Source organism: Mycobacterium parascrofulaceum ATCC BAA-614, assembly GCF_000164135.1.
In the GTDB taxonomy this organism is placed as follows: Bacteria; Actinomycetota; Actinomycetes; order Mycobacteriales; family Mycobacteriaceae; genus Mycobacterium; species Mycobacterium parascrofulaceum.
The window spans coordinates 101919-123025 of sequence record NZ_GG770553.1 but is presented as its reverse complement, the minus strand read 5'-3'; the positions used below and the strand labels follow the sequence as shown (position 1 = coordinate 123025).

General features: G+C 66.7%; 22 protein-coding genes. 16 read left to right on the top strand and 6 right to left on the bottom strand.

Features of this window, described 5'->3' with window-relative positions:
- Position 1: 1 nt before the first annotated feature.
- Positions 2-1099 (bottom strand): acyl-CoA dehydrogenase family protein, encoded by a 1098-nt coding sequence (locus HMPREF0591_RS00655; RefSeq protein ID WP_007166444.1) that lies wholly within the window; start codon positions 1097-1099, stop codon positions 2-4.
- Between the two features lie 37 nt (positions 1100-1136).
- On the bottom strand, positions 1137-2318 hold the full coding sequence (locus HMPREF0591_RS00650) for an acyl-CoA dehydrogenase (protein ID WP_007166443.1): 1182 nt from the start codon (positions 2316-2318) through the stop codon (positions 1137-1139).
- Between the two features lie 201 nt (positions 2319-2519).
- Between HMPREF0591_RS00650 and HMPREF0591_RS00645 the strand changes: the two genes are divergently transcribed.
- From HMPREF0591_RS00645 to HMPREF0591_RS00590, 12 genes are all read left to right on the top strand, one after another.
- Positions 2520-2711, top strand: a complete 192-nt coding sequence (locus tag HMPREF0591_RS00645) for a ferredoxin (protein WP_007166442.1) — start codon at positions 2520-2522, stop codon at positions 2709-2711.
- A gap of 35 nt (positions 2712-2746) precedes the next feature.
- Positions 2747-3727 (top strand): 3-oxoacyl-ACP reductase, encoded by a 981-nt coding sequence (locus tag HMPREF0591_RS00640; protein WP_425270146.1) that lies wholly within the window; start codon positions 2747-2749, stop codon positions 3725-3727.
- A 234-nt stretch (positions 3728-3961) separates the two neighbouring features.
- Positions 3962-4726, top strand: a complete 765-nt coding sequence (locus HMPREF0591_RS00635; RefSeq protein ID WP_007166440.1) for an MlaE family ABC transporter permease — start codon at positions 3962-3964, stop codon at positions 4724-4726.
- A 7-nt stretch (positions 4727-4733) separates the two neighbouring features.
- The gene (locus tag HMPREF0591_RS00630; protein WP_007166439.1) at positions 4734-5576 is read left to right on the top strand and encodes an MlaE family ABC transporter permease; all 843 of its coding nucleotides are present in this window, start codon (positions 4734-4736) and stop codon (positions 5574-5576) included.
- A 19-nt stretch (positions 5577-5595) separates the two neighbouring features.
- A complete protein-coding gene (locus HMPREF0591_RS00625; protein ID WP_040620825.1) occupies positions 5596-6798 on the top strand; it encodes a virulence factor Mce family protein in 1203 nt (400 codons plus the stop codon).
- Positions 6798-7850, top strand: coding sequence for a virulence factor Mce family protein (locus HMPREF0591_RS00620; protein ID WP_007166437.1), 1053 nt, complete (start codon positions 6798-6800; stop codon positions 7848-7850). Before HMPREF0591_RS00625 ends, HMPREF0591_RS00620 begins: the two co-directional genes overlap by 1 nt.
- The gene (locus tag HMPREF0591_RS00615; protein WP_040620823.1) at positions 7840-8904 is read left to right on the top strand and encodes a virulence factor Mce family protein; all 1065 of its coding nucleotides are present in this window, start codon (positions 7840-7842) and stop codon (positions 8902-8904) included. Before HMPREF0591_RS00620 ends, HMPREF0591_RS00615 begins: the two co-directional genes overlap by 11 nt.
- A complete protein-coding gene (locus HMPREF0591_RS00610; RefSeq protein ID WP_007166435.1) occupies positions 8901-10337 on the top strand; it encodes a virulence factor Mce family protein in 1437 nt (478 codons plus the stop codon). Before HMPREF0591_RS00615 ends, HMPREF0591_RS00610 begins: the two co-directional genes overlap by 4 nt.
- Positions 10338-11492 carry a virulence factor Mce family protein gene (locus HMPREF0591_RS00605; protein ID WP_040620820.1) on the top strand — a complete coding sequence of 385 codons (1155 nt, stop codon included), beginning with the start codon at positions 10338-10340 and terminating at the stop codon, positions 11490-11492.
- 12 nt (positions 11493-11504) lie between these two features.
- A complete protein-coding gene (locus tag HMPREF0591_RS00600) occupies positions 11505-13229 on the top strand; it encodes a virulence factor Mce family protein (RefSeq protein WP_007166433.1) in 1725 nt (574 codons plus the stop codon).
- Positions 13229-13924, top strand: coding sequence for a hypothetical protein (locus HMPREF0591_RS00595; RefSeq protein ID WP_040620818.1), 696 nt, complete (start codon positions 13229-13231; stop codon positions 13922-13924). The genes HMPREF0591_RS00600 and HMPREF0591_RS00595 overlap by 1 nt, the downstream gene beginning before the upstream one ends.
- On the top strand, positions 13924-14415 hold the full coding sequence (locus HMPREF0591_RS00590; RefSeq protein ID WP_007166431.1) for a hypothetical protein: 492 nt from the start codon (positions 13924-13926) through the stop codon (positions 14413-14415). The genes HMPREF0591_RS00595 and HMPREF0591_RS00590 overlap by 1 nt, the downstream gene beginning before the upstream one ends.
- A 6-nt stretch (positions 14416-14421) precedes the next feature.
- On the opposite strand, the gene HMPREF0591_RS00585 is transcribed toward HMPREF0591_RS00590, so the two are convergent.
- The 3 genes from HMPREF0591_RS00585 to HMPREF0591_RS31870 all read right to left on the bottom strand — a co-directional run bounded on the left by HMPREF0591_RS00585 (position 14422) and on the right by HMPREF0591_RS31870 (position 16715).
- Complete coding sequence (locus HMPREF0591_RS00585) at positions 14422-15000, bottom strand: hypothetical protein (protein ID WP_007166430.1); 579 nt, start codon at positions 14998-15000, stop codon at positions 14422-14424.
- Between the two features lie 68 nt (positions 15001-15068).
- On the bottom strand, positions 15069-16550 hold the full coding sequence (locus HMPREF0591_RS00580) for an alpha,alpha-trehalose-phosphate synthase (UDP-forming) (RefSeq protein WP_007166429.1): 1482 nt from the start codon (positions 16548-16550) through the stop codon (positions 15069-15071).
- Positions 16551-16715 (bottom strand): hypothetical protein, encoded by a 165-nt coding sequence (locus tag HMPREF0591_RS31870; protein ID WP_007166428.1) that lies wholly within the window; start codon positions 16713-16715, stop codon positions 16551-16553.
- A 16-nt stretch (positions 16716-16731) separates the two neighbouring features.
- On the opposite strand from HMPREF0591_RS31870, the gene HMPREF0591_RS00575 reads away from it, so the two are divergent.
- From HMPREF0591_RS00575 to HMPREF0591_RS00560, 4 genes are all read left to right on the top strand, one after another.
- Complete coding sequence (locus HMPREF0591_RS00575) at positions 16732-17409, top strand: ABC transporter ATP-binding protein (RefSeq protein WP_007166427.1); 678 nt, start codon at positions 16732-16734, stop codon at positions 17407-17409.
- Positions 17409-18206 carry an ABC transporter permease gene (locus tag HMPREF0591_RS00570; protein ID WP_007166426.1) on the top strand — a complete coding sequence of 266 codons (798 nt, stop codon included), beginning with the start codon at positions 17409-17411 and terminating at the stop codon, positions 18204-18206. Before HMPREF0591_RS00575 ends, HMPREF0591_RS00570 begins: the two co-directional genes overlap by 1 nt.
- 64 nt (positions 18207-18270) lie before the next feature.
- A complete protein-coding gene (locus HMPREF0591_RS00565) occupies positions 18271-19194 on the top strand; it encodes an enoyl-CoA hydratase (protein WP_040620816.1) in 924 nt (307 codons plus the stop codon).
- Between the two features lie 206 nt (positions 19195-19400).
- Positions 19401-20231, top strand: coding sequence for an SDR family oxidoreductase (locus HMPREF0591_RS00560; protein ID WP_007166424.1), 831 nt, complete (start codon positions 19401-19403; stop codon positions 20229-20231).
- Here the strand turns inward: HMPREF0591_RS00560 and HMPREF0591_RS00555 are convergent.
- A complete protein-coding gene (locus tag HMPREF0591_RS00555; protein WP_007166423.1) occupies positions 20214-21107 on the bottom strand; it encodes an NAD(P)-dependent oxidoreductase in 894 nt (297 codons plus the stop codon). The genes HMPREF0591_RS00560 and HMPREF0591_RS00555 overlap by 18 nt on opposite strands.

Below are 21107 nucleotides of genomic sequence, written 5' to 3'. Positions count from 1 at the left end.
GTCAGACAGGGGTTTCCGCCAGCTCACGACCGATGCGACGCAGCTGACCGGTGGCGCCGCCCAACGCGAACTCGGCCTCCTTGGCCGCCAGGAAGTAGCGGTGCACCGGGTGATCGGTGTCGACCCCGACGCCGCCGTGCACGTGCACGATCGTGTGCGCCACGCGGTGCCCGGCGTCGGCGGCCCAGAACGCGGCGCTGGCCACGTCGATGTCGGCCGGCACGTCCTCGGAGACCTTCCAGGCCGCCTGGGTGAGTGTGAGCCGCAAGCCCTTGACGTCGATGTAGCCGTCGGCCAGCCGCTGCGACACGGCCTGAAAGCTGCCGATCGGACGATCGAACTGCTCGCGCTCGCGGGCGTACTCGGCGGTGAGCTGCAACCCACGTTCCAGCACCCCCAGCTGGAAAGCGCTGCGGCCCAACGCCGCAAGGGTGTCGAGCCAGACCACGACCTCGGGTCCGCCGACCATGCGGGTGCCGTGAACTTCGGTGCCGTCCAGCGCCAGGTGCCCGACGCTGCCCAGGCCGGTCGTCGCGAGCGCGGTCACCGAAACGCCGGGATCACCGGCCGCTACCACGAAAACCGCGGTGCCGGAATCGGTCTCGGCCGGAACGAGGAAAGCGTCGGCCGCCGGCGCGAAGCCGACCTGGGTGCGGGTGCCGGTGAGCCGGTAACCGTCGCCGGCCCGGGTGGCCCGCACCGGGCCTTCGCCCATCTCGCCGAGCAGCGCGACGGCGAGGACCTTCTCGCCGGCGACCGCCGGGGTGCCCCACTCCTGTTGCAGCTCCTCGGTGCCGAAGCGGGCCAGCGCGCCGGCGCCCAGCATCACCGACTCCAGGTACGGCACGGCCGCCAACTGGTGACCCAGCGCCACCAGGATGGCCACCTGCTCGAGCACCCCGAACCCGTCACCGCCCACCGCGGTCGCCGACGCGCTGGACAGGATGCCGGCGTCGATCAGCTTGGCCCACAGGTCGCGGTCGAACCGTTGCTCGAGCTTGTCGAGCTCACGCTGGTGCTCGGGTGTGCACACCGAGTTCACGATGGTGTCGACGAGGCCGCCGAGGTCGTTTGCCGCTTCGGTTGTTGAAAAGTCCATCGATGTTCGTCCTTAGGGGGAGTGGCTTCAGCGATACTCAGCGGTTCCGGGGCAGACCCAGCGCGACCATGCCGATGATGTCGCGCTGCACCTCGTTGGTGCCGCCGCCGAAGGTCAGGATCAGGCACGCGCGGTGCATCCGCTCGACCCGCCCGCGCAGCAGCGCCCCCGGCGAATTCTGGCGCACCGTGGCCGCGGTCCCCAGCACCTCCATCAGCAGCCGGTAAGCCTCGGTGGCCAACTCGGTGCCGTACACCTTGGCCGCCGACGCGTCCGCCGGGTTGAGCGATTCGCCGTCCGACGACGCCAGCTCCCAGTTGATCAGCTTGAGCACCTCGGCCTTGGCGTGCACCCGGGCCAGGTTGATCTGCACCCATTCCCAGTCGATCAGCCGGGCGCCGCTGGAATCCTTGGTGTTCTGGGCCCACTCGCGAACCTCCTGCAGCGCGAGGAAGATCGGCTGCGCCGACACCAGGGCGACGCGTTCGTGGTTGAGCTGGTTGGTGACCAGCTTCCAGCCACCGTTCTCCTCACCGATCAGGCTGGTCACCGGGACCCGCACGTCGGAGTAATAGGTGGCGCTGGTGTCCACACCGGCCATGGTGTGCACCGGCGTCCACGAGAAGCCTTCGGCGGTCGTCGGCACGGTCAGCATCGAGATGCCGCGGTGCTTCTTGGCCTCGGGGTTGGTGCGCACCGCGAGCCAGACCCAGTCGGCGTAGGCGATCAGGCTGGTCCACATCTTCTGGCCGTTGATCACGTAGTCGTCGCCGTCGCGGACGGCGGTGGTGCGCAGGTTGGCCAGGTCCGTGCCGGCGCCGGGCTCGGAGTAGCCGATGGAGAAGTGCAGTTCGCCGGCGGCAATCTTGGGCAGGAAGAACTTCTTCTGTTCCTCGGTGCCGAACGCCATGATCGTCGGGGCCACGCTGTTGATCGTCAGGAACGGCACCGGCACGCCGGCGATGGCCGCCTCGTCGGTGAAGATCAGCGAATCCATCGGGGAGCGGTCCTGGCCGCCGTACTCCTTGGGCCAGTTCAGCGTCAGCCAGCCATCCTTGCCCATCTGCGCGACGGTGTCGCGGTACGCGGTGCCGGTCCCGACCTCGCCGTCGCCCGAGGAGGTCAGCGCCTCGCGGCGCTCCGGGGTCATGAGCTTGGTGAAGTACGACCGCAGTTCGCGACGCAGCTCCTCCTGTTCAGGGGTGTAACTGATGCGCATCCCAGCCGTCCTTTGTTAACGTGACTCGCCTCGATTAGCCGACGTTACTCGGCCGACGACTACCCGTTCATCTTCCCGGTTGTAACACGTTCTAGTCTGAGTTTCCAGCGACCGTTTTCCCAGCGGTATCCGGGACCTATGGTGGTCCTACATACTGATGGGGCGTGTCCTCGGGTGAAGGCCAGGTGCAAGGAGGGTGCTGTGCGGGTGATCGTCGACCACGACCGGTGTGAAGGTAACGCTGTGTGCATGGGAATCGCGCCGGATATCTTCGACCTGGACGACGAGGATTACGCCGTCGTTAAGCTCGACCCGATTCCCGCCGACCAGGAGCACCTGGCCGAGCAGGCGATCGCCGAATGCCCGCGCGCGGCGCTGCTGCGCGGCGACTAACCCGAGCCTGAACCGCGCCACCAGAAACTAGAGGTATTCATAAATTGACTAGGCCCAATGGCCCGACTCCTCCTCAGACCGCTGGGCGGTCTGCATCGTCGCCGGTCAGCAGCGCGAACGCGGCCGATCTCTCCGGAAAGGTCGCGGTGGTGACCGGTGCCGCCGCGGGGCTGGGGCGCGCCGAGGCTCTCGGCCTGGCCCGGGCCGGTGCCACCGTCGTCGTCAACGACATCGCGGCCGCACTGGATGCCTCCGACGTCATCGACGAAATCAACTCGGCCGGCTCGAAGGCCGTCGCGGTCGCCGGCGACATCAGCGAAAGCGCCACCGCCGACGAGTTGGTCGCCCAGGCCGACGGCCTGGGCGGGCTGGACATCGTGGTCAACAACGCGGGGATCACCCGAGACCGGATGCTGTTCAACATGTCCGACGAGGAATGGGACCTGGTCATCGCGGTGCACCTGCGCGGCCACTTTTTGCTGACCCGCAACGCGGCCACCTACTGGCGCTCGAAGGCCAAGGACGCGGGGGGAACCGTCTTCGGGCGCCTGGTCAACACCGCGTCGGAGGCGGGGCTGGTCGGCCCCGTGGGGCAGGCCAACTATGGCGCCGCCAAGGCCGGGATCATTTCGCTCACCCTGACCGCCGCCCGGGCGCTCGGCCGCTACGGCGTGTGCGCCAACGCGATCTGTCCGCGGGCAAGGACCGCTATGACGGCCGACGTGTTCGGCGCCGCCCCGGAAGTGGAGCCGGGCGGGATCGACCCGCTTTCGCCCGAGCACGTCGTCAGCTTGGTGAAGTTCCTGTCATCGCCGGCGGCCGCGGAAGTCAACGGTCAGGTGTTTATTGTTTACGGGCCGCGGGTGACACTGGTTTCGGCGCCGGCGGCCGAGCACCAATTCAGCGCCGAGGGGGCGGCCTGGGATCCCGCGCAACTGAGCGCGACGCTGCGCGAGTACTTTGCTGGGCGGGATCCGGAGCGGAACTTTTCCGCGGTCGGCCTGATGGAGCAATAGGCGTGTGAGGTTACTTTGTGGGGGGATTCGACGGGTAGAACCTGTGTCAGTTTGAGACATAACAACTGTGTTTGACCTGGCTAATTAACGTCTCGGACAAAGAAACGCTGTTCATTGACACCGTTAACTTGTTCTGAGTTAATTGATCCGGCTCACTGAGCCGCATGCGACGGAAGATACCGCGAAGGCGACGCACAGACTTCGCCGCGAGCAGCAAAAGGGGGGATTGCCGAGTTGAGAGAACAACTTGCGGTTCCCGCCCGCGCCGTCGGCGGGTTCTTCGAAATGATGATCGACACCGGCCGAGCGACTTTTCGTCGGCCGTTCCAATTGGGCGAGTTCCTGGAACAGACCTGGATGATCGCGCGGGTGTCGCTGGTCCCCACCCTGCTGGTGTCCATCCCCTTCACCGTGCTGGTGGCGTTCACCCTCAACATCCTGCTGCGCGAAATCGGTGCCGCCGACTTGTCCGGCGCGGGAACGGCGTTCGGGACCATCACCCAATTGGGTCCGGTGGTGACCGTGCTCGTCGTGGCGGGTGCCGGCGCCACCGCGATCTGCGCCGACCTCGGTGCGCGCACCATCCGCGAGGAGATCGACGCGATGCGCGTGCTCGGCATTGACCCGGTCCACCGGCTGGTGGTGCCGCGGGTGTTGGCCTCTACGGTCGTCGCGCTATTGCTCAACGGCCTGGTGTGCGCCATCGGGTTGTCTGGTGGCTACGTGTTCTCCGTCTTTCTGCAGGGCGTGAATCCGGGGGCGTTCATCAACGGGCTGACCGTCCTCACAGGGCTGCGCGAGCTGGTGCTCGCCGAGGTCAAGGCGCTGCTGTTTGGTGTGATGGCCGGGCTGGTCGGTTGCTACCGGGGGCTGACCGTCAAGGGTGGACCCAAGGGCGTCGGCAATGCGGTCAACGAAACCGTCGTCTACGCGTTCATCTGTCTGTTCGTCATCAACGTGGTGATGACCGCCATCGGCGTGCGGATCTCCGCGAAGTGAGCACTCGATGAGCTACGACGTCAACTATCGGCTGCGCAGCCTCGTCATGCGGTTGCAGGAGCCGGTCGACGACTTCGGTGAGCAGGCCTTGTTTTATGGCCAAACCGTGCGTCACGTCCCTCACGCGATCACCAAATACCGCAAAGAGACGATCCGGCTGATCGCCGAAATGACCATGGGCGCCGGGGCGCTCGTCATGATCGGCGGTACGGTGGGCGTCGCCGCCTTTCTTACACTGGCCTCGGGCGGAGTCATCGCGGTGCAGGGGTACTCCTCGCTGGGCAACATCGGCATCGAGGCGCTGACCGGCTTCCTGTCGGCATTTCTCAACGTCCGCGTTGTCGCGCCGGTGATCGCCGGAATCGCGTTGGCGGCCACCATCGGTGCCGGCGCCACCGCGCAGCTCGGCGCCATGCGGGTTTCCGAAGAGATCGACGCGGTCGAATGCATGGCGGTGGAATCGGTGTCTTACCTGGTGTCCACCCGACTGATCGCCGGACTGATCGCAATCATTCCGCTGTATTCGCTGTCGGTGCTCGCCGCGTTCTTTGCCGCCCGCTTCACCACGGTGTATATCAACGGGCAGTCCAAAGGTCTCTACGACCACTACTTCAATACCTTCCTCATCCCGTCGGACCTGCTGTGGTCGTTCCTGCAAGCGATCGTCATGTCCATCGCGGTGATGCTCGTCCATACCTATTACGGCTACAACGCCAGCGGCGGCCCGGTCGGCGTCGGCATCGCGGTCGGCCAGGCCGTGCGGACCTCGCTGATCGTCGTCGTCGTCATCACCCTGTTCATCTCACTCGCCGTCTACGGCGCGTCCGGTAACTTCAACCTCTCCGGGTAAGAGGAACGCTTAAAGGGACATGGCAGAAGCAGATTCGCGACGCACACACGTCCGGCTGGCAGCCGTGGTGCTAGCCGGCCTGATGGTGGCGTTCGCCGTTATCACTTACCTTTCTTACACAGCGGCTTTCGCGTCGATCGACAACGTCACCGTCTCGGCGCCCCGGGCCGGCCTGGTGATGGAGAAGGGCGCCAAGGTCAAATACCGCGGCATCCAGATCGGCAAGGTCGAGGCTATCGAGTACTCGGATGACCAGGCGCGGCTGACACTGGGCATCAACAGCGACGACATGCACTTCATCCCCTCCAACGCGACGGTGCATATCGGGGGGAACACCATCTTTGGTGCCAAGTCGGTGGAATTCCTCCCGCCGCAGTACCCTTCGCCGACCTCGCTACGCCCGGACGCGCACGTCACGGCCTCGGCGGTGCAGCTGGAAGTCAACACCTTGTTCCAGTCGCTGATGGACCTGCTGCACAAGATCGACCCCGTCGAGCTCAACGGCACGCTAAGTGCACTGTCCGAAGGTCTGCGTGGCCACGGCGACGACTTCGGCGGCATCTTGTCGGGCCTGAACACGTTGACGCGCCAGGCAAACCCGAAGCTACCCGCGCTGCAGGAGGACTTCCGCAAGGCGGCGGTCGCCACCAACATCTATGCCGACGCCGCGCCCAACCTCAACACCGTCCTCGACAACCTGCCGACGATCAGCAAGATTGTCGTCGATCAGCAGAACAACCTCAACGACACGTTGCTGGCGACGATCGGCCTGGCCAACAACGCCTACGAGACGTTGGCGCCGGCCGAACAGAATTTCATCGACGCCATCAATCGCCTGCGAGCCCCATTGAAGGTGGCCCATGACTACTCGCCCGAATTCGGTTGCTTGTTCAAGGGGGTGGCGCGAGGAGTGAAGGAGTTTGCTCCTTTGATCGGCACGGTAAAGGCCGGCCTGTTCACCTCATCGCTCTTCGTACTCGGCTCACCGTCGTATACGTACCCGGAATCTCTGCCGATCGTCAACGCCTCCGGTGGACCGAACTGTCGCGGTCTGCCCGACCTTCCGACGAAGCAGAACGGAGGCTCGTTTTATCGTTCGCCCTTTCTCGTCACCGATAACGCGAACGTCCCGTACGAGCCGTTCACGGAGGTGCAGGTCGACGCGCCGTCGACGCTGCAGTTCCTGTTCCACGGCGCCTTCGCGGAACGGGACGACTTCTGATGGCAGCCGGGAGCATGCCCTCGCACCGCTCGATGATGATCAAGGTCAGCATCTTCGCGGCTGCCATGCTGCTGGTGTCCGCCGCGCTTGTGGTGGTCTTCGGCGACTTCCGATTCGGTCCCGAAAATACTTACCACGCAACGTTTACCGATGTCTCAAGGCTGAAATCGGGCCAGAAGGTACGCATCGCCGGCGTGCCGGTCGGTGCGGTTTCCGGCGTTAAGCTTAACCCGGACAACACCATTGACGTGACGTTTGGGATCGACGAGCGCTACACGCTCTATTCGTCCACGCGGGCGGTGATCCGCTACGAAAACCTGGTCGGTGACCGGTATCTGGAGATCACCTCCGGCCCCGGTGAGTTGCGGAAGCTACCGCCGGGCGCGACCATCAACTCCCAACACACCCAGCCCGCACTGGATCTCGACGCGCTGCTGGGTGGCCTGCGCCCGGTCCTCAAGGGTCTGGACGCGGACAAGGTGAACACGATCAGCAGCGCCGTCATCGAATTACTGCAGGGCCAAGGGGGGGCGTTGTCCAATGTGTTGGCCGACGCCAGCGCGTTCTCCTCGGCGCTGGGCCAGCGCGACCAGCTCATCGGGGACGTGATCAACAACCTTAACACCGTGCTCAAGACCGTCGATCAGCGCAGCGCCCAGTTCTCGGCCAGCGTCGAACAGTTGCAGCAATTGATCAGCGGACTGGCCAAGAAAAAGGACGACATCGCCGGCGCCATCCCGCCGCTGGCCTCCACGACAACGGATCTGACCGAGCTGCTGAAGAATTCACGCCGGCCGCTGCAGGGTATCTTAGAAAACACCCGACCGCTGGCCACCGAACTGGACAACCGTAAAGCCGAGCTCAATAACGATATCGAGCAGCTGGGCGAAGACTATCTGCGATTAGCTGCGTTGGGGTCCTACGGTTCTTTCTTCAACATCTACTTCTGCTCGGTGACGATCAAGATCAACGGCCCAGCCGGGGGCGACATCTTAATTCCCTTCGGCGGCCCGGTCGATCCCAGCAAGGGGAGGTGCGCTTTTGTCAAGTGAGGCTGAACGAGTGCGCGATCCGCTGCGCACCGGCATCTTCGGCACGGTGCTGGTTGTGTGCGTCGTACTCATCGCATTCGGTTATGCGGCCCTACCGTTCTGGCCGCAGGGAAAGATCTACGACGCCTACTTCTCGGACGCCGGTGGCATCAACCCCGGCAACGCTGTGTACGTCTCGGGCCTGAAGGTCGGGAAGGTGACGTCGGTCGGGCTGGCCGGTGACAGCGCCAAGATCACCTTCAGCGTGGATCGCCACGTCGGCGTTGGTGATCAGTCGCTGGCCGCGATCCGCACCGACACCATCCTCGGTGAGCGTTCGATCTCGGTGACCCCGGCGGGCGGCGGGATGGGGACCACCATTCCGCTCAGCCGCACGACCACGCCGTACACCCTGGCCGGCGCGCTCGAGGATCTGGGTCAAAATGCGAACAACCTGAACAAGTCCCAGTTCGAGCAGGCCTTGGACGTGCTGACCGACACGCTGCATGACGCCACCCCCGAACTGCGCGGTGCGCTCGACGGTGTGACGACGCTGTCGCGCACGCTGAACCGCCGCGACGACGCGCTGCAAAGCCTCCTGGCACAGGCGAAGTCGGTCACCGGTGTGCTGGCCCAGCGCGCCGACCAAGTCAACAGGTTGGTCGACGACGGCAACCAACTGTTCGCCGCGCTCGACGAGCGCAGAGCCGCCCTCGGCCGGCTCATCTCGGGAATCCAAGGCCTATCGGCACAGATCTCCGGCTTCGTCGCCGACAACCGCAAGGAATTCGGCCCGTCGCTCAACAAGCTGAATCTGGTCCTCGACAACCTGAATGAACGCCGCGACTACATCACCGAGGCGCTAAAGCGCCTGCCGGCTTATGCAACGACACTGGGGGAGGTTGTGGGCTCGGGGCCGGGATTCAACGTAAACGTCTACGGTGTTCTACCCGCACCCCTGGTCGCTACAGTTTTCGACTTCTTCTATCAGCCCGGCAAGCTGCCGGCCAGCCTGGCCGACTATCTGCGCGGCCTCATCCAGGAGCGCTGGATCATCAGGCCGAAGTCGCCATGATCCGACGGATCGCCGCCAGCCGCGGGCTGCGCTACACCACCGCCATCGCGCTCGTCGCGGTGTTGGTGGGCGGCGTTTATGTGCTGTCGTCGACCGGCAATACGCGCAGCATCGTCGGCTACTTCACGTCCGCCGTCGGGCTCTATCCCGGTGACCAGGTCCGCGTTCTCGGCGTGCCGGTGGGTCAGGTCGACACGATCGAACCGCGGCCCTCCGACGTCAGGATCACCATGTCGGTGTCCAAGGACGTCAAGATCCCCAAGGACGCCAAGGCCATCATCATGTCGCCGAACCTGGTCGCGGCGCGCTTCATTCAGCTGACGCCGGCGTACACCGGCGGCGCGGTGCTGCCCGACGGCGGAAACATCGGCCTTGACCGGACCGGGGTTCCGGTCGAGTGGGACGAGGTCAAAGAATCGCTGACGCAACTGGCCGTGCAGCTCGGCCCCACCACCGGATCGATGCAGGGGCCACTGGGGCGGGCGATCAACCAGGCCGCGGACACCTTGAATGGCAACGGTGACTCTTTCCACAACGCGCTGCGGGAACTCTCGCAAGCCGCTGGGCGGCTGGGCGATTCGCGCAGTGACATCTTCGGCACGGTCAAAAACCTTCAGGTTCTGGTCAATGCGCTATCGGCAAGCAACGAACAGATCGTGCAGTTCGCCGGGAATGTCGCCTCGGTCTCCCAGGTGCTGGCCGACAGCTCGCGCCACCTCGACAACACCCTGGGCACGCTCAACCAGGCGTTGTCCGACATCCGCGGCTTCTTGCACGAGCACAACTCAACGATCATCGATACGGTGAATAACCTCAACGACTTTGCCAAGACTCTGAGCGACCAGAGCGACAACATCGAACAGGTGCTGCACGTTGCTGGCCCCGGCATCGCGAACTTCTACAACATCTACGACCCCGCGCAGGGCGCGCTCAACGGCCTGCTGTCCATCCCGGAATTCGCCAACCCGGTGCAGTTCATCTGCGGTGGATCCTTCGAAACCGCGGCCGGCCCGCGCGCGCCCGACTACTTCCGGCGCGCCGAGCTCTGCCGTGAGCGGCTCGGCCCGGTGCTGCGCCGGCTCACCGTGAACTACCCACCGATCATGTTCCATCCGCTCAACACGATCACCGCCTACAAAGGCCAGATCATCTATGACACTCCGGAGACGAAGGCGAAGTCGGAGACCCCAGTTCCGGATCTCACCTGGATTCCGGCCAACGGCGCCAAGACGCCGCCCGCCGCGCAGAACCCGGCGGACCTCCAGGCGCTGCTGGTTCCGACTGCCCCGCAGGCTGGCCCGACTCCCGGCCTCGCGCCGGCGCTGGGTAATGCCGGTCCGCCGCCCGGACCGGCCCCGGGCAGCGCCTTCCGGCCGCTACCCGGACCGGCGCCGGGCCCCGGGTCTGCACCGCCCAACCAAGGGGGCGGCTGAGTGAACCGAATATGGTTGCGTGGTGGTGCCTTGACGGTGGGCACCGTGCTGATGGCCGGTTGCCAGTACGGCGGTCTGAACTCGCTGTCGATGCCCGGTACGGCTGGCCATGGCGGCGGCGCCTACTCGATCACCGTCGACCTGCCCGACGTGGCAACCCTTCCCCAGAACTCGCCGGTCATGGTCGACGACGTCACCGTCGGCAGTGTCGCCGGCATTCAGGCGATGCAGCGCTCCGACGGATCCTTCTATGCGGCAGTCAAGTTGGCGCTGGACGAGAACGTCGTGCTGCCGGCCAATTCGACCGCTACCGTCGCGCAGACATCGCTCCTGGGTTCGATGCACATCGACCTGGCCCGGCCGAAGGACAAGCCGGCCGTCGGCCGGCTGACCGACGGGTCGAAGATCTCCGAGTCCCACACCGGCCGTTATCCCACCACCGAGGAAGTATTGTCGGCCCTCGGTGTCGTGGTGAACAAGGGCAATGTCGGTGCGCTGGAAGAGATCACCGACGAGACCTATCAGGCGGTCGCCGGGCGGCAGGACCAGTTCGTCGACCTGGTCCCGCGACTGGCGGAACTGACCGCGGGACTCAACCGACAAGTCAATGACATCATCGACGCGGTTGACGGATTGAACCGGTTCTCGGCGACCCTGGCGCACGATAGGGACAACCTGGGGCGCGCGCTAGACACTCTGCCCGAGGCGATTCGGGTCCTAAATAAGAATCGCGAGCACATTGTCGAGGCGTTCAACGCGCTTAAGAAGCTGGCTATGGTTACGTCGCGGGTGCTAGCGAAGACGAAGGTCGATTTCGCCGAGGATCTCAAAGGCCTTTATTCGGTCGTCAAGGCGCTCAATGACAGCCGAAGCGAATTCGTAACATCGCTGCAATTACTGCTTACCTTCCCATTCCCAAATTTCGGTATTAAGCAATCGGTGCGAGGCGATTACCTGAACGTGTTCACCACCTATGACCTTACGTTGCGGCGAATTGGAGAGACGTTCTTCACCACGGCCTACTTCGACCCGAACATGGCGCACATGAACGAGATCCTCAACCCCCCCGACTTTCTCGTGGGCGAACTCGCCAACCTGTCCGGACAGGCGGCCGACCCTTTCAAAATCCCGCCCGGCACGGCTTCGGGACAGTAGGGGCGGACGCACATGCACGACAAACTAACCAGAATCCAACTCTGGATATTCGCCGTGATTACCACGATCACCTTGACCGTGATGGCGATCTTCTACCTGCGACTGCCCGCCACGTTCGGCATCGGTACCTACGGCGTCAGCGCGGACTTCGTCGCCGGCGGCGGCCTGTACAAGAACGCCAACGTCACCTACCGGGGCGTCGCCGTCGGCCGGGTGGAATCGGTAGGCCTCAATCCCCATGGCGTCACCGCGGGAATGCGGCTGAACAGCGGCACCCCCATCCCGTCGAACGTCACCGCCACCGTCAAGAGCGTGTCGGCGGTCGGCGAGCAATACATCGACCTGGTGCCGCCGAGCGCACCGGCAACGACCAAGCTGCGCAACGGGTTTCGGATCGAGCGGCAGAACACCCGGATCGGCCAGGACGTCGCCGAGCTGTTGAAGCGGGCTGAGGCGCTGACCAACAGCCTGGGCGACACCCGCTTGCGCGAGGTGTTGCATGAGACGTTCATCGCGGCCAACGGGTCGGGACCGGAGCTGGCCCGGCTGTTCGAGTCCGCCCGGTTGCTGGTGGACGAGGCCAACGCCAATTATCCGGAGGTCTCCCAGCTGATCGACCAGGCCGGCCCGTTCCTGCAGTCGCAGATTCGCGCCGGCGCCGACATCAAGTCGCTGTCCGACGGGCTCGCGCGGTTCACCGCCGAGGTGCGCCAGGCCGATCCGCAACTCCGTGACACCCTGGCCACCGCGCCGGACGCGGCCGACGAGGCCAGCACCGCGTTCTCCGGCATTCGCCCGTCCTTCCCCGCGCTGGCGGCCAGCCTGGCCAACCTGGGCCGGGTGGGCGTGATCTATCACAAATCGATCGAGCAACTGCTGGTGGTGCTGCCCGCGCTTTTCGCCGCGATTATCACCTCGGCGGGAGGTGTGCCGCAGGACGAGGGCGCCAAGCTGGACTTCAAGCTCGACCTCAACGATCCGCCCCCGTGCGCCGTCGGTTTCCTCCCGCCGCCGTTGATGCGCACACCGGCCGATGTGTCGTTGCGGGAGCTGCCGAAAGACATGTACTGCAAGGTGGCGCAGAACGATCCGAGCACCGTGCGGGGCGCGCGCAACTATCCGTGCCAGGAGTTCCCCGGCAAACGGGCGCCCACCGTTCAGCTCTGCCGCGACCCGAAGGGCTACGTTCCCATTGGCCGCAACCCGTGGCGCGGTCCGCCGGTGCCCTACGACACCCCGGTGACCAACGGTTTGAACGTGTTGCCGCCCAACAAGTTCCCGTACATCCCGCCGGGTGCGGAACCGGACCCGGGCACTCCCATCGTGGGGCCACCGCCGCCCGGGGTGGTACCGGGGCCGGGGCCGCTGCCGAACAAGCAGCCGGCATACGATCCGCCGCCGCCGAACGACAACGGGCCGCCGCCGCCGTTCACGTCGTGGCAGCCGCCCGGGGTTCCGCCGGTGCCGCCGCAGCTGCCGTATCCCAAGTGGCTGCCGCCGCCGGCGCCGCCGGAAGGGATCAATCCTCCGCCGGCGGGTCCGGGGCCGGAGAAGCCGTGGGGGCCGCCGCCCGGTCCGCAGCCGCAGGCCAGCGGTCCGGCGTATGCCACCTACGACGAGAAAACCGGAGCATTCAAGGACCCGGCAGGTGGCACTGGTATTTTCGCGGCCGGTGCTAGCGGCGTATCCAGCGCCGAGAATTGGGTGGACCTGATGCTTGATCCGAGGCCGATGTAGTGCCAGAAGATCCAGCGACCAGTACCAGTACGCGCGTTCGTCGTCGGGCGTCCCGGGCGGCCGGTCCCGCGAAAGCCGAAGCGGCGCAGGCCGCCACGGTGCAGGTCGAAGCCGCGCCGACGCCGCCGGCGCAGGCCGCCAAGGCGCTGAAGTCGGTCAAGCCGCCGCCGCGGCGGCAGCCGAATCGCGCCCTGGTGGCCTGGATTTCGTTCGCCGCGGCGTTGCTGGCCATCGGCGCGCTGGCCGGTTGCCTGGCCGTGCTCGTCGTCCAGCAACGGCATGCGAACGCCCAGCAGGCCCGCGATCAGCGCTTCGTCGACACCGCCACCCAGACGGTGGTCAACATGTTCAGCTACAAGCAGGACAACATCGACGAAAGCGTGAACCGGTTCTTCAACGGCACCAGCGGGCCGCTGCACGCAATGCTCGGCGCCAACAACAACATCGAAAACCTCAAGGGCATCTTCCGCTCCACCGACGCGACGTCGGAAGCCGTCGTCAACGGCGCCGCCCTGGAGGGCATCGACGACGTCACCGACAACGCGTCGGTGCTCGTTTCGGTGCGCGTCACGGTCGCCGACATCGACGGGGTGAACAAGCCCTCCATGCCTTACCGCCTGCGGGTCATCGTGCACGAGGACGACCAGGGCCGGATGACGGGCTACGACCTGAAGTATCCCAACGGGGGCAATTGATGCGGTGGCGGCGCAGGCTGCTCGTCGTCACGGGCTGCCTCCTGGCTTTGGTGTTCATCGGGTTGTCCGCGGCGGGCGGCTGGTTCTACTGGGCGCGGGTGCAGGCCCGCGGGGAGCAGGCCGCCCGGGCGGTGCTGCCGGCCTTGGCTACCAAGGAGATTCCCCAGGTCTTCGCCTACGACTATCAGACGGTCGAGCGCAGCCTCAGCGACGCCTACCCGTTGTTGACCCCGGACTATCGCCAGGAGTTCCGTAAAAGCGCCAACGCGCAGATCATTCCGGAGGCGAAGAAGCGGGAGGTGGTCGTCCAAGCCAGCGTCGTCGGCGTGGGCGTCATGTCCGCCAAGCGCGATTCGGCATCGGTGATGGTCTACATGAACCGGACCGTGACCGACAAGTCGCGGCAGCCGCTCTACGACGGCAGCCGGCTGCGAGTGGACTTCAAGAAGATCGACAAACAGTGGCTGATCGCCTACATCACGCCGATCTAGCAAGTCCTAGTAACACATCGCAATGCCGTTGCAGTACAACGGGTAACGTTCGATCGGGCTGGGCGGTGGCCCGGCCAGCTGGAGCGAGAACGGTTGCTTCTTCATCTCCGGCTGCAGCCCGCAGACGGCGCCGTGCAGGCTGGTGTGGGTGCCGCTCATGTTCTCGTCGCTGAACGCGTAGGTGTCGGTGGACGGCGCGGTGCCGCCGCCGGGACACGAAACACCGTCCGACTTCTCCACTTTGAAGGTCCACAGCATGCTGGACATCCGGGCCCTGCCGCTGAAGTTCTGCAACTTGTCCGCCGGGGTGATCCGTTCGGGCGTCGAGCTCACGATGTTCAGGGCGCAGTTCATCGCGAAGACGATCGGGTCGGAATAGTCGTTCATGTTGCGGGTTCCCGACGGCTGGTCGCACAGCGCCGTGACCGTCCATGTCGCCCCGGACACACCGGCCTCGTTGTAGGTGTAGTTGCCGTCCGGCGGCGGACCGACGGCGTGCGCCGGGTCCCCGGAGTCCAGCGCGATCGCGACGGCGACTGCCGAGAAGATGCCGGCGCCAGCGGCCAGCCCGCGACGGAGCTTCATCGGACCCCTCCCTTCACGATGCATCGAGTATCACAGCGATTGCGCGCCAACACCATGGGTTCGGGGGCTTACCCGGCGTCCTGCGAACGCGGCTCCGCCAGAGCCTCCAGGAACGATCGCGCCCACCGGTCGACGTCGTGGGCGAGGACCTGGCGCCGCATCGCCCGCATCCGGCGCCGGCCCTCCTCGACGGGCTGGTTGAGCGCCGCTTCGATCGCGTCCTTGACGCCGTCGAGGTCGTGCGGGTTGACCAGATAGGCCTGCCGCAGTTCCGCGGCGGCGCCGGTGAATTCGGAGAGCACCAGCGCGCCGCCGAGGTCGCTGCGGCAGGCGACGTACTCCTTGGCCACCAGGTTCATGCCGTCGCGCAGGGGGGTGACCAGCATGACGTCGGCGGCGACGAAGTACGCGATCAACTCGTTGCGGGGGACCGGGCGGTGCAAGTAGTGCACGACCGGGTGGCCGACCTCCGCGTATTCGCCGTTGATGTGGCCCACCTGGCGCTCGATGTCGTTGCGCAGAATCTGGTAGCTCTCCACCCGTTCGCGGCTGGGCGTCGCGAGCTGGACCAGCACCGTGTCGTCGCGTTTCGCGCGCCCCTCGGCGAGCAGCTCCGAGAAGGCCTTCAGCCGCACGTCGATGCCCTTGGTGTAGTCGAGCCGGTCGACGCCGAGCAGCACCTTGCGGGGGTTGCCGAGCTCCGCACGGATCTCCCGGGCGCGCCGCCGCACGTCGCGGTCGCGAGCGGCGTGGTCGAGCGAGCCGGAGTCGATGGAGATCGGGAAGGCGCCCACCCGGACGACCCTGGATCCGAGATCGACTTCGCCGTACCGCGAGCGCACCCCGACCGATCCGCGGGATGTGTTGGCGCCGATCAGTCGGCGGGACAGGAACAGGAAGTTCTGGGCGCCCCCGGTCAGGTGGAAGCCGACCAGGTCGGCGCCGAGTAGGCCCTCGATGATCTCGGTGCGCCACGGCAACTGCATGAACAGCTCCACCGGCGGGAAGGGGATGTGCAGGAAGAAGCCGATCGTCAGGTCGGGCCGCAGCTCACGCAACATCTTGGGGACCAGTTGCAGCTGGTAGTCCTGCACCCACACGGTTGCGCCCCGGGCGGCGGCGCGGGACGTGGCCTCGGCGAAGCGCCGGTTGACCTCGACGTAGCGTTCCCACCATTCGCGGTGGTAGATCGGTTTGACGATGACGTCGTGGTACAGCGGCCAGAGCGTGGCGTTCGAGAACCCCTCGTAGTACTGGGCGATGTCGTCGGCGCTGAGCCGGACCGGGCGCAGCTCCAAGTCCTCCTGGACGATGGGCTCGTCATCGAACTCGGTCTCTTCTTCGGCGATCCCCGCCCATCCGACCCACGCGCCGCGCCGGCGGCGCAGCAGCGGCTCCAGCGCCGTCACGAGACCACCCGGACTGCGCTTCCACGACCTGGTGCCGTCGGGGAGCAGCTCCTGATCTACCGGCAGCCGGTTGGCGACCACCACGAAGTCGGAATGCCCGAACGTCGGCGTCTTCGAGTCGTGCCCGTTCCCGGGAGCCATTTACGCGTCGAGTTTTGCGGGCCCAATGCCGAGCATGGACAAGAAGACGCGGCACTCGTCGGCGTCGGTCGCATACGCCGCGACGACTCGCCTGGCCTGGCTGGCGGTGCTATCGGCGACCGGCTCGACGTCGCCGATCTCGCCAGGGTCAGATTTCGTAGCCATGACTTAACTGTAGGTGATGCACGATGGGCAGGTGGGTGAGGACTTGATGTTCGAGTTCCTCGACGTGGTCGTGGAGCGGGAGGGGGTGCGGGCGTTGGGGGGCCTGACGGCCGGCATTCCCGGGCGGGGCGTGACGGCCGTGTTCGGGCCGTCCGGATCGGGCAAATCGACCCTGCTTCGCCTGTGCAATCGCCTCGAGGTGCCGACGAGCGGCACGGTGCTGTTCCACGGCGAAGACGTCGCAGGCGTCGATCCGTTGTGGCTGCGACGCCGGGTGGGCATGTGTTTCCAGCGCCCGACACCGTTCCCGGGAACGGTGGCCGACAACCTGCGCGTGGCCGATCCCGACGCGTCCGACGCGCGGATGCGGGACACCCTGGCGAGGGTGGGGCTGACGGGGTCGTGGCTGGACCGCGACGCCACCGCGCTGTCGGGTGGGGAGGCGCAGCGCATGTGCCTGGCCCGCACGCTGATGGCCCAACCGCAGGTGCTGCTGCTCGACGAGCCGACCTCGGCCGTCGACGCCGAAGCCGCCCGCGTGATCGAGCGTGCGGTGCGTGACCTGGCCGCCGACGGCATCCCGGCGGTGTGGGTCACCCACGACGCGGCGCAGGTCGAGCGCGCCGCCGACCGGGTCCTGCGCATCGAGCGGGGCCGCAGCCTGGGGCTCGGCCCGGTCGGGTCGGTGGCGTGATGAACGGCCAGGTGGGCTGGCTGGGCCTGGCGGCGTCGCTGATCCTGGTGGCGTTCGCGGCGGCGGTGTCGCTGTGGCAGCGGTTGGGGCTGCAGGGGCAGCTGGTGTGGGCGGCGGCCCGCGCTCTGGTGCAGTTGCTGCTCGTCGGCGGCGCGCTGACGTTGCTGTTCGAGCCAGGCCGTTCCCTGTGGTGGTCGTGGGCCTGGGTGGCCGGGATGGTGGCGTACGCCGGGGACCTCGCCCGTCGCCGGGCGCCGGAGGTGCCGCGGCTGGGTCCGCTGGCGATCGCCGCGTTCGCCGCCGCGGCGGTCATCACCCTCGGCGTGATCTTCGGGCTGCGGGTGTTTCCCCTGCAGGCGCGGACGTTGGTGCCGGTGGCCGGGATGATGATCGGCAACTCGATGACCGCGACGGTTTTGGTGGCCCGGCGGCTGGTCGACGAGCTGCGCGACAAGCGCGACGAGGTGGAAGCCAGGCTCGCCCTCGGGCTGCCCTCCCGGCAGGCCGCGGCCCCCTACCTGCGGACCGCCTTGCGTTCGGCGATATCGCCGCAGATCGAGACCACCAAGGCCACCGGGTTGGTGTTCCTGCCGGGCGCCATGACGGGCCTCATCCTCGCCGGCGTCCCCCCGGTGCAGGCCGTGCTGGTCCAGGCCGTGGTGATGTTCCTGATCCTGGGTTCGGTCGCGGCCACCACGGTCATCGTCGCCCTGGGACTCGTCCGCCTGGCCTTCACCCGTGACCACCGCCTGCTGCCGCTCGGCGGGCGGCCGGGCGGCTCGGCCACCCACCGGTGACCCGCTTACACACTGGCCGTAATGTGTAAAGACGTCGGACCTGAAAACGAGTGAGGTGGGCCGAATGACACTCTCCGAGCAAGCCGGTTCCCAGACGGGTAACGCCGATGCTGAAGAGTTGGTGACCTATGAGACCCTCGACGAGGGCCGCATCGCGCGGATCTGGCTCAACCGGCCCGACGCCCACAACGCGCAAAGCCGCGGCCTGCTGGTCCAGCTCGACGAGGCGTTCCTGCGCGCCGAGGCCGACGACACCGTGCGCGTGGTGATCCTGGCGGCGCGGGGCCGCAACTTCTCCGCGGGTCACGACCTGGGTTCGGAGTTGGCGATCGCCGAGCGCAGCCAGCTGCCGAGCTTCCGCATCAACGGCGGGACCCGCGACCCGATCGCCGAGAAGATCTACCTGCAGGAGTGGCACTACTTCTTCCAGAACACTTGCCGCTGGCGGGATTTGCGGAAGATCACCATCGCCCAGGTTCAGGGCAACGCGATCTCGGCGGGCCTGATGCTGATCTGGGCGTGCGACCTGATCGTGGCCGCCGACAACGCGAAGTTCAGCGACGTGGTCGCGGTGCGTCTGGGGATGCCGGGCGTCGAATATTACGCTCACCCTTGGGAATTCGGTCCCCGCAAGGCCAAAGAGCTGCTGCTGACCGGCGATGCGCTCGACGCAGACGAGGCCTACCGGCTCGGCATGGTGTCCAAGGTGTTCCCGGTAGACGAGCTGGCCGAAAAGACACTGGAATTCGCCCGGCGCATCGCCGACCGTCCCACGATGGCGGCGCTGCTGGTCAAGGACTCGGTCAACGCCGCTTCCGACGCAATGGGATTCACCGAGGCGTTGCGGCACGCGTTCCACATCCACGAGTTGGGGCATGCGCACTGGGCGGCCCACAACGAGAACAGGTATGCGGTCGGCCTGCCGCCCGACGTGGAGGACTGGCGCAACGCCAAGCCGACGCAGGTGGCCCGCCGCGATACCCCGTAACGTCCGCTGGCACTTCCGTCGAGTGTGAAACCACGGCTTTCGGTGTGCGTCCAGGGTGCGATTTCGTCGAATTCCCGGCCCTGAGCGCACACGCGAAACCCTGAGCGCACACCCGAATTCCCGGCCCGCTTCGAGGCCCACGTGGGAGCTGTGACGGCTGGCCTATGCTAGAACCCGTTTCAGTTTCGGCATAAGGGGCGCGTCGCGTGCAGCTTTCTTTCGAGAACCGGACATACCTCGTCACCGGCGGTGGCAGCGGCATCGGCAAGGGCGTGGCCGCCGGGCTGGTCGCGGGCGGCGCCTCGGTGATGATCGCCGGCCGCAACCCCGACCGGCTGGCCGGGGCGGTCAGCGAGATCGAAGCGCTCGGGGGCCCCGGCTCCATTCGCTACGAGCCGACCGACGTCACCAACGAGGAGGAGGCCGCCCGCGCGGTCGACGCGGCGACGGCCTGGCACGGTCAACTCCACGGGGCGGTGCACTGTGCGGGTGGCTCGGAGACCATCGGGCCGATCACCCAGATCGACTCGGAAGGCTGGCGACGCACGGTCGACCTCAACGTCAACGGCACCATGTACGTGCTCAAGCACGCCGCCCGCGAGCTGGTCCGGGGCGGCGGCGGCTCGTTCGTGGGCATCTCGTCGATCGCGGCCAGCAACACCCACCGGTGGTTCGGCGCCTACGGGGTCAGCAAGTCCGCCGTCGACCACATGATGCAGTTGGCCGCCGACGAGCTCGGCCCGTCCTGGGTGCGCGTCAACAGCATTCGGCCCGGCCTGATCCGCACCGACCTGGTCGCCCCGGTGTTCGCCCTGCCAGAGGTGAGCGAGGACTACCGCGAGTGCACGCCGCTGCCGCGGCCCGGCGAGGTCGAGGACGTCGCCAACCTGGCGATGTTCTTGCTCAGTGACGCCGCCTGTTACATCACGGGGCAGGTCATCAACGTCGACGGCGGGCTCATGCTGCGGCGCGGCCCGGACTACTCCGCGATGCTGGAGCCGGCCTTCGGCGCCGACGGTCTACGCGGAGTCGTCTGACGGCAGGCCGGCGTCTCGGTCGGCGAGCGTGGCCAGCGCCGACCAGTCCAGGTCGGCGCCGCCCGTGGCCACCAGGGTCAGGAAGCGGTCGCGCAGCAGGCTCGCCACCGGCAGGGGTACCTGCAGCTGCTCCGCGGCGGCGAGCGCCAGCCGAACGTCTTTGAGGCCGAGCCGGGCGGCGAACCCGGCCGGCTCGAATTCCCGGCGCGCGATCAACCCGCCGTAGGTCTGGTAGACCGGCGCCGCGAACAACGTCGACGTGAGGATGTCGACGTACTGCTGCCTGTCGACCCCGGCCTTGGCCACCAGCGCTACGGCCTCGCTGACGCTTTCGATGACCGACGCGATCAGGAAATTGCCGCTCAGCTTCACCAGGTTGGCCGTGTGCGGTCGCTCGGACACCACGAAGGTCCGCTGCCCGACCGCGTCGAACACCGGAGTCAACGGCTGCAGGGTTTGCGGCCGGCCCGCCGCGACCACGAAAAGCTTTGCCGCCGCGGCCGCTTCGGGCCTGCCGAAGACCGGCGCAGCGGCGTACCCCTGACCGGCCTCGGCGTGCGCGGTCGCCAGGCGCTCCGCGAGGGCCACGCTGATGGTGCTCGACGACACGTGGGTGGCGCCCGCCGGCAGCGAAGCCACGATGCCGTCGTCGCCGAAGGTCACGGCCTCGACGGCGGCGTCGTCGGCCAGCATGGTGAACACCACCTCGCCGGTGCACGCCTCGGCGACGGTTGCCGCGGCGGCGGCGCCCCGCCTGACCAGGGACGCCGCCCTGCCGGGGGAGCGGTTGTAGACGGTGAGGTGATGGCCGGCCTGCAACAGGTTCGCGGCCATGGCCTGGCCCATCTTGCCCAAGCCGATGAATCCGATGTCCAT